Consider the following 5,131-nt stretch of genomic DNA (forward strand, 5'->3'; position numbering starts at 1 on the left):
CGCCGACATGGCGGTGACGACCGTCAGAATGTCCTTGACGACCTTCAGCCACTCCGCGTTCTGGTTCACCCAGTCCAGGACGTTGTCCCACCACGAGTCGTTGAGCGAATCGCTGGACACCGTCTGCGAGATCGTGGATGCCGCGGCGTCGCCGGCCCGCTGCACGCGCTGGAGCGCGGCATCGTAAGCGGCCTGTGCCTGCGATAGATCACTCGCGGCCGTCGTGCTCATCGAGGAGTAGCGACGCGCGGCATCCGTCGCCTCCGCGAGCTCGTTCGGGTCGACGGTCTGCTGCGTGGCCTCGCGAGCCTCCGAGAGGTTGCGCTGCGCGTACATGTGCCGACGCTGGGCGTCGTCGTGCGCGGCGATGGCCCCGGCCGCCTGCTGCTGCGCCTGCTCGAGTTCGTTCGCGAAGTCGGACAGCGCGGAGCCGGCCACTTCGTACCGCTCGCGGATGCGGGAGAGGTGTACCTGCAGGGCTCGGGCGAATCGGCGGAGTCACCCCTGATCTCGCAGATGGACGGCGTCTCCTCGTTCCGCTCCTTCCGTCTGTCGTCGCAGGAGGCCTTCCGCACGGCGGGCATCCAGCACGACGACATCGACCACCTGATGGTGTACGACGCGTTCGCGCACCTGCCCCTGTACGGGCTCGAAGACCTCGGATTCGTCGGTCACGGCGAGTCGGCGGACTTCATGCGCGACGGCCATACCCGACCGGGCGGACGCCTGCCGATGAACACGAACGGCGGGGGACTGTCGTACACGCACACCGGCATGTACGGGATGTTCGCGATCCTCGAATCGGTGCGGCAGCTGCGCGGCGAAGCCGCGGCGCAGGTCGACGGCGTCCGTGTCGGGTTCGTGCAGGGTGTCGGCCTCTTCTTCGCGGCCGCCGGCGCCCTGGTGCTCTCCTCGGAACGCGAGCTCGGCTGACCGCCGTGACATACTCGGTCCATGTCCCAGCCCGCGCCGATGCGTGGTCGACCCCCCGACCCGCGGATGAAGGAGAAGGTGCTCCTCGCCGCGCTCGAAGTGTATGCCGACTCGGGCTGGGCGGGCTTCACGATCGACGCGGTTGCCTCGAAGGGGCGGGTCGGCAAGGCGGCGATCTACAGTCGGTGGTCGAGCAAGGAGGAGCTGCTCGTCGAGGCGATCCGCGCGGCCGCGCCGGAGGCCGAGCCGATGGAGATCGACACGTCGACCCCGCTGCGCGCGACGCTCATCGCGTACGCCGAGCGCCTGATCGGTGCGCTGTCGGGGCATCTCGGGCTGGTGATGCTGCGTGCGCAGCTGGAGGCGAAGATTTTCCCCGACGTCCTGGGGGCGGCGATGTCGTCGTTCCAGATGGAGTGGCAGGCCGTGGCGCGGTCGGTCGTGGCGGCTGCCGCCGCGCGCGGCGAGCTGCCCCCGACCGCGTCGCCGGCGCTGGTGTTCGACAGCGTCCGCGGGACGATCATCAATCACTACCTGATGATCCCGGGCCGATCGATCGAGAGGTTCGTCGGGGAACGCACCCGCTACGCGGAGCGCTTGGTGGACACGGTGATCGCCGGCCTTCGGGCATACTCGGCGGAGGAGTCGGATGATCCGTCGTGGGAGCGAGCCGGCGTTCCAGCAGCTCGTCCGTGAGATCCAGGCCTGGGAGCTGAGCCCCGGCGAGGTGCTCGACCCCGTCGTACTGGCCCTCCGGCTCGAGTCGTCCGAGGCCGAGGTGACCGAAGCCCTGGGACGCCTCGCGGCGGCGGGACTGGTCGAGTCCCGCGACGGGCAGGGCGTCGTGGCGGGGTTCGACAGCGAGAACGTGGTGGAGCTGTTCGAGCTGCGCGAGGCGCTCGAGGTGCAGGTCGCGCGGCTCGTCGCGCGTCGGCACGATCCGCAGGTGTTCGCCCGCCTGCGCCGGGAGCTGTCGGCCGCGCGGGAGGCCTGCGCCTCGGCCGCCGACGGCGGCTTCGACGTCTTCTATACCGTCGTCGACCGGTTCGACGAAGCGATGGACGACGCGGTCGCCAACCCCTTCCTCATCGGAGCGCTGGCGCCGATTCGTGCCCACCTGCTGCGGGTGCGCCGCGTGAACCCGTCGGCGTCCCGCTTCCTGCAGGCCCTCGCGGAGCAGATCGGCATCGTCGACGCGATTCTCGACCGAGACGAGGTGCTGGCCATGCAGACCACCGCCGTGCACCTGCGGGCGAGCCTGACGAGTCTTCTGGGACGGATGGGGGTGACGGATGCCTGGTCGCAGCACCGCACGGGTAGCTGACGTCGTCGCGGTCGACGCTGCGCAACCGCACGCGTGGCTCCGCGGCGACCGTCCCCCGACCGTGGAGCTCTCCCCCGGAGTGTGGGCGGTGCCCGTGCCGTGCGAGATGTTCCCCGTGCGGTTCACCTACGCCTACCTCGTCGTCGACGGCTCGGACGCCGTCGTGATCGATCCGGGTCTCGATACGCCGGCGGGCATGGACGCCCTCCGCGCGGGCGCTGCCGATGCCGGCCTGGACCTCGGCAATCTCACCCGCATCCTCGTCACGCACTACCACCCCGACCATCTGGGCATGGCCGCGCGACTGCGGGACCTCTCCGGTGCCCGGGTGTCCGTCCACGCGAGCGAGGGGGCGTTCCTCGCCGACATGATCGATCGGCCTCCCGAAGTCGCGGCGGCGTCCGAGATGCGGTGGCTCGTTGCCGTGGATGCCGGGCCGGACCTCGTCCGCGCGCTGCGGGAGCAGTCGCACGCCGTCGGCGCGCTGCTGCGCGTGCAGCTGTGTCTGCCCGACGACCACCTCCGCGACGGCGACATCGTCGCGGTCGGATCTCGCCGGCTCGTCGCTGTCCATACCCCCGGCCACACCTCCGGTCACCTGTGCTTCGTCGACCCCGAGGCGAAGCTCCTGTTCACGGGCGACCACATCCTGCCGACGATCAACCCCAACGTCGGGTTGCACCGCGCGACGGACGACGGCGACCCGCTCGGCGACTACCTCATGGCGCTGGAGCGCCTCCGCGCCTTCGCCGATCATGTCGTGCTTCCCGGGCACGAATACGCGTTCACCGGCCTGGGCGACCGCATCGACGCATTGCGTGGTCACCAGACCGTCCGCAGCGAGGCTCTGACGTCGGTGCTGCGGCAGCGGGGTCCCTGTTCGGTCAGCCAGGCCGCCGCCGCGCTCACGTGGTCACGGTCGTGGGAAGCGATGTCGGTGGCTGACCGGCACCTGGCTCTGGCAACGGTGTTCGCGCACGTGCGGCGCCTGGAGGCGCGTGGCCTCGTCGCCGTTGTCTCGACCCATCCGACGCGATACGGACTCGTTTCATGACCCCGCGTGCCGACCAGTCCGTCCCGGTGTCGGACTCCGCTGCCCGTGCGTCTCTCGCCTGGGCGGTGAAGCCGAGCTTTTGGCGCTATGTCCTGGACGCCGGTGGATCGATCACGGCGGTGGGGTCCGCAGAGATCGTGGGCGCCGAGGTGCGCTTCCCGACCGTCGCCCCACCTGCGGCCGGAGGGGCGACGAATCGGCGTTCCTTCGTCGGCGGCGTGATCTTCGACGCTCATCACGGAGCTCTGCGGGCCGCGGTCTTCGACCCGGCTCTGGAGGAGATCTCCACCGGTACGACCCTGACGGCACGCCTCGGCATCCACGACGTCGAGCGCGTCGCGCTCGCCGACATCGACCCGCGCACCCTCTCGGCGACGCTTCGGCTCGAGGGAGCGATGCTCTTCGACTTCCGGTACGCGCCCGGCACGGAACTCGCCCCCGTGCGCCTCGTCTGATCGGGTCGACAAATCCGTCGAGACCTCAGATACCTCTTGCGCTTCGACGCGCCATGAGTAATATCAGACGAACATCGTCCATATATGCGGTCCAACGGTGGACCGCCCAGACGGAGCCAAAGGCGGCTCCAGTCAGGAGAATGTCATGTCGTCACTTCGTGGAAGACGCGTCATCGTCACCGGTGCGTCGTCGGGTATCGGCGCGGCCGTCGCGCAACAGCTCATCGACGCGGGGGCGGAGGTCACCGCGCTCGATCGGAACGAGCCCACCGTCGCCGTCGCCCGCTACATCCCCGTCGACCTCGCCGATCCCGCCAGCATCGACAGCGCGGTCGCGCAGCTCTCCGGCTCGTACGACGCACTGCTGAACGTCGCCGGCGTGCCGGGGACGCTCCCCGGCGACGTCGTGTTCGCGGTCAATTTCCTCGGCATGCGGGCACTCACCGAAGCGGTCGTCCCGCTGCTGCCGCGCGGTGGTGCCGTCGTGATCGTGTCGTCGACGGCGGGCAACGGCTGGCCCGCGCGCATCGCCGCGCTGACCGAGCTCATGGAGACCACGTCCTTCGAGGAGGGGGCGGCCTGGTTCGCCTCCCACCCGCAGGAGGGCAACGCCTACAACTTCTCGAAGGAGGCGGCCACGGTCTACACGCAGGGGCAGGGCATCGCGCTGCTGGAGCGCGGCATCCGCATCAACGCCGTGCTTCCCGGTCCCGTCGAGACCCCCATCCTCGGTGACTTCGAGGAGTCGATGGGCAAAGACCTGCTCGACGGCGTCCGCTCGATCGTCGGTCGGCACGCGACCGCTCAGGACATCGCCGGCCCCGTGATCTTCCTGGCATCCGACGAGTCCCGGTGGGTCAACGGGCATGCCCTGGCCGTCGACGGCGGACTGACCGGCGGCGTTCTCGCCGGCCGTCTCCAGCTCACCCCGCCGAACTGAACGGAGATCGGACGATGATCACACCCTTCGCCACCGCGCACCCGGTGTCCACCGACATCGACATCTCTTCGCTCGCCTTCTGGAGCAAGCCCTTCGACGTCCGGGAGGAATCCTTCCGGCGGCTTCGTCACGAAGCCCCCGTCTCGTGGCACGAGCCCTTCGAGGTCCCCGGCTACGACACCCACGGCGAACAGGGATTCTGGGCCCTCGCCCGCGCCGAGGACATCACGGCCGTGAGCCTGGACAACGAGACCTTCGTCTCGCGCTTCGGGGTGAGCATCGCCCCCTCGCCTCTCGAGATCCAGCAGCTCGCCTCGTTCTTCCTCGCGATGGACCCGCCGCAGCACTCCATCTACCGTCGGCTGGTCGGCGCATCGTTCACGCCGAAGGCGGACTCTAGAGGATCCCCGGGACCGAGCTCGAAT

The 5,131-nt window shown here is 69.7% G+C and carries 6 protein-coding genes and 2 pseudogenes; 7 read left to right on the forward strand and 1 reads right to left on the reverse strand.

Translation table 11 applies throughout. The annotated features are described in order from the left end of the window. Positions 1-438 (reverse strand): annotated as a pseudogene (locus I5I_RS04305) (hypothetical protein); the annotation flags it as partial. A 27-nt stretch (positions 439-465) separates the two neighbouring features. Between I5I_RS04305 and I5I_RS04310 the strand changes: the two are divergent. From I5I_RS04310 to I5I_RS04340, 7 genes and pseudogenes are all read left to right on the forward strand, one after another. Beyond that, on the forward strand, positions 466-933 hold the full coding sequence (locus tag I5I_RS04310) for a thiolase C-terminal domain-containing protein (RefSeq protein WP_204365816.1): 468 nt from the start codon (positions 466-468) through the stop codon (positions 931-933). Between the two features lie 21 nt (positions 934-954). Continuing rightward, a complete protein-coding gene (locus I5I_RS04315) occupies positions 955-1,629 on the forward strand; it encodes a TetR/AcrR family transcriptional regulator (protein ID WP_083867933.1) in 675 nt (224 codons plus the stop codon). Further along, entirely contained in the window at positions 1,583-2,257 is a 675-nt protein-coding gene (locus I5I_RS04320; protein WP_051039472.1) for a GntR family transcriptional regulator, read from the forward strand. The genes I5I_RS04315 and I5I_RS04320 overlap by 47 nt, the downstream gene beginning before the upstream one ends. Further along, on the forward strand, positions 2,226-3,311 hold the full coding sequence (locus tag I5I_RS04325; protein ID WP_051039473.1) for an MBL fold metallo-hydrolase: 1,086 nt from the start codon (positions 2,226-2,228) through the stop codon (positions 3,309-3,311). The genes I5I_RS04320 and I5I_RS04325 overlap by 32 nt, the downstream gene beginning before the upstream one ends. Beyond that, positions 3,308-3,766: an HtaA domain-containing protein gene (locus I5I_RS04330; protein WP_036316807.1), complete on the forward strand. Its 459-nt coding sequence runs from the start codon at positions 3,308-3,310 to the stop codon at positions 3,764-3,766. Before I5I_RS04325 ends, I5I_RS04330 begins: the two co-directional genes overlap by 4 nt. A 145-nt stretch (positions 3,767-3,911) precedes the next feature. Beyond that, positions 3,912-4,706, forward strand: a complete 795-nt coding sequence (locus tag I5I_RS04335; RefSeq protein ID WP_036316808.1) for a coniferyl-alcohol dehydrogenase — start codon at positions 3,912-3,914, stop codon at positions 4,704-4,706. A gap of 14 nt (positions 4,707-4,720) precedes the next feature. After that, positions 4,721-5,131, forward strand: a pseudogene (locus I5I_RS04340) (hypothetical protein); the annotation flags it as partial.

The organism is Microbacterium sp. B24, assembly GCF_000333415.1.
Classification (GTDB): Bacteria; Actinomycetota; Actinomycetes; order Actinomycetales; family Microbacteriaceae; genus Microbacterium.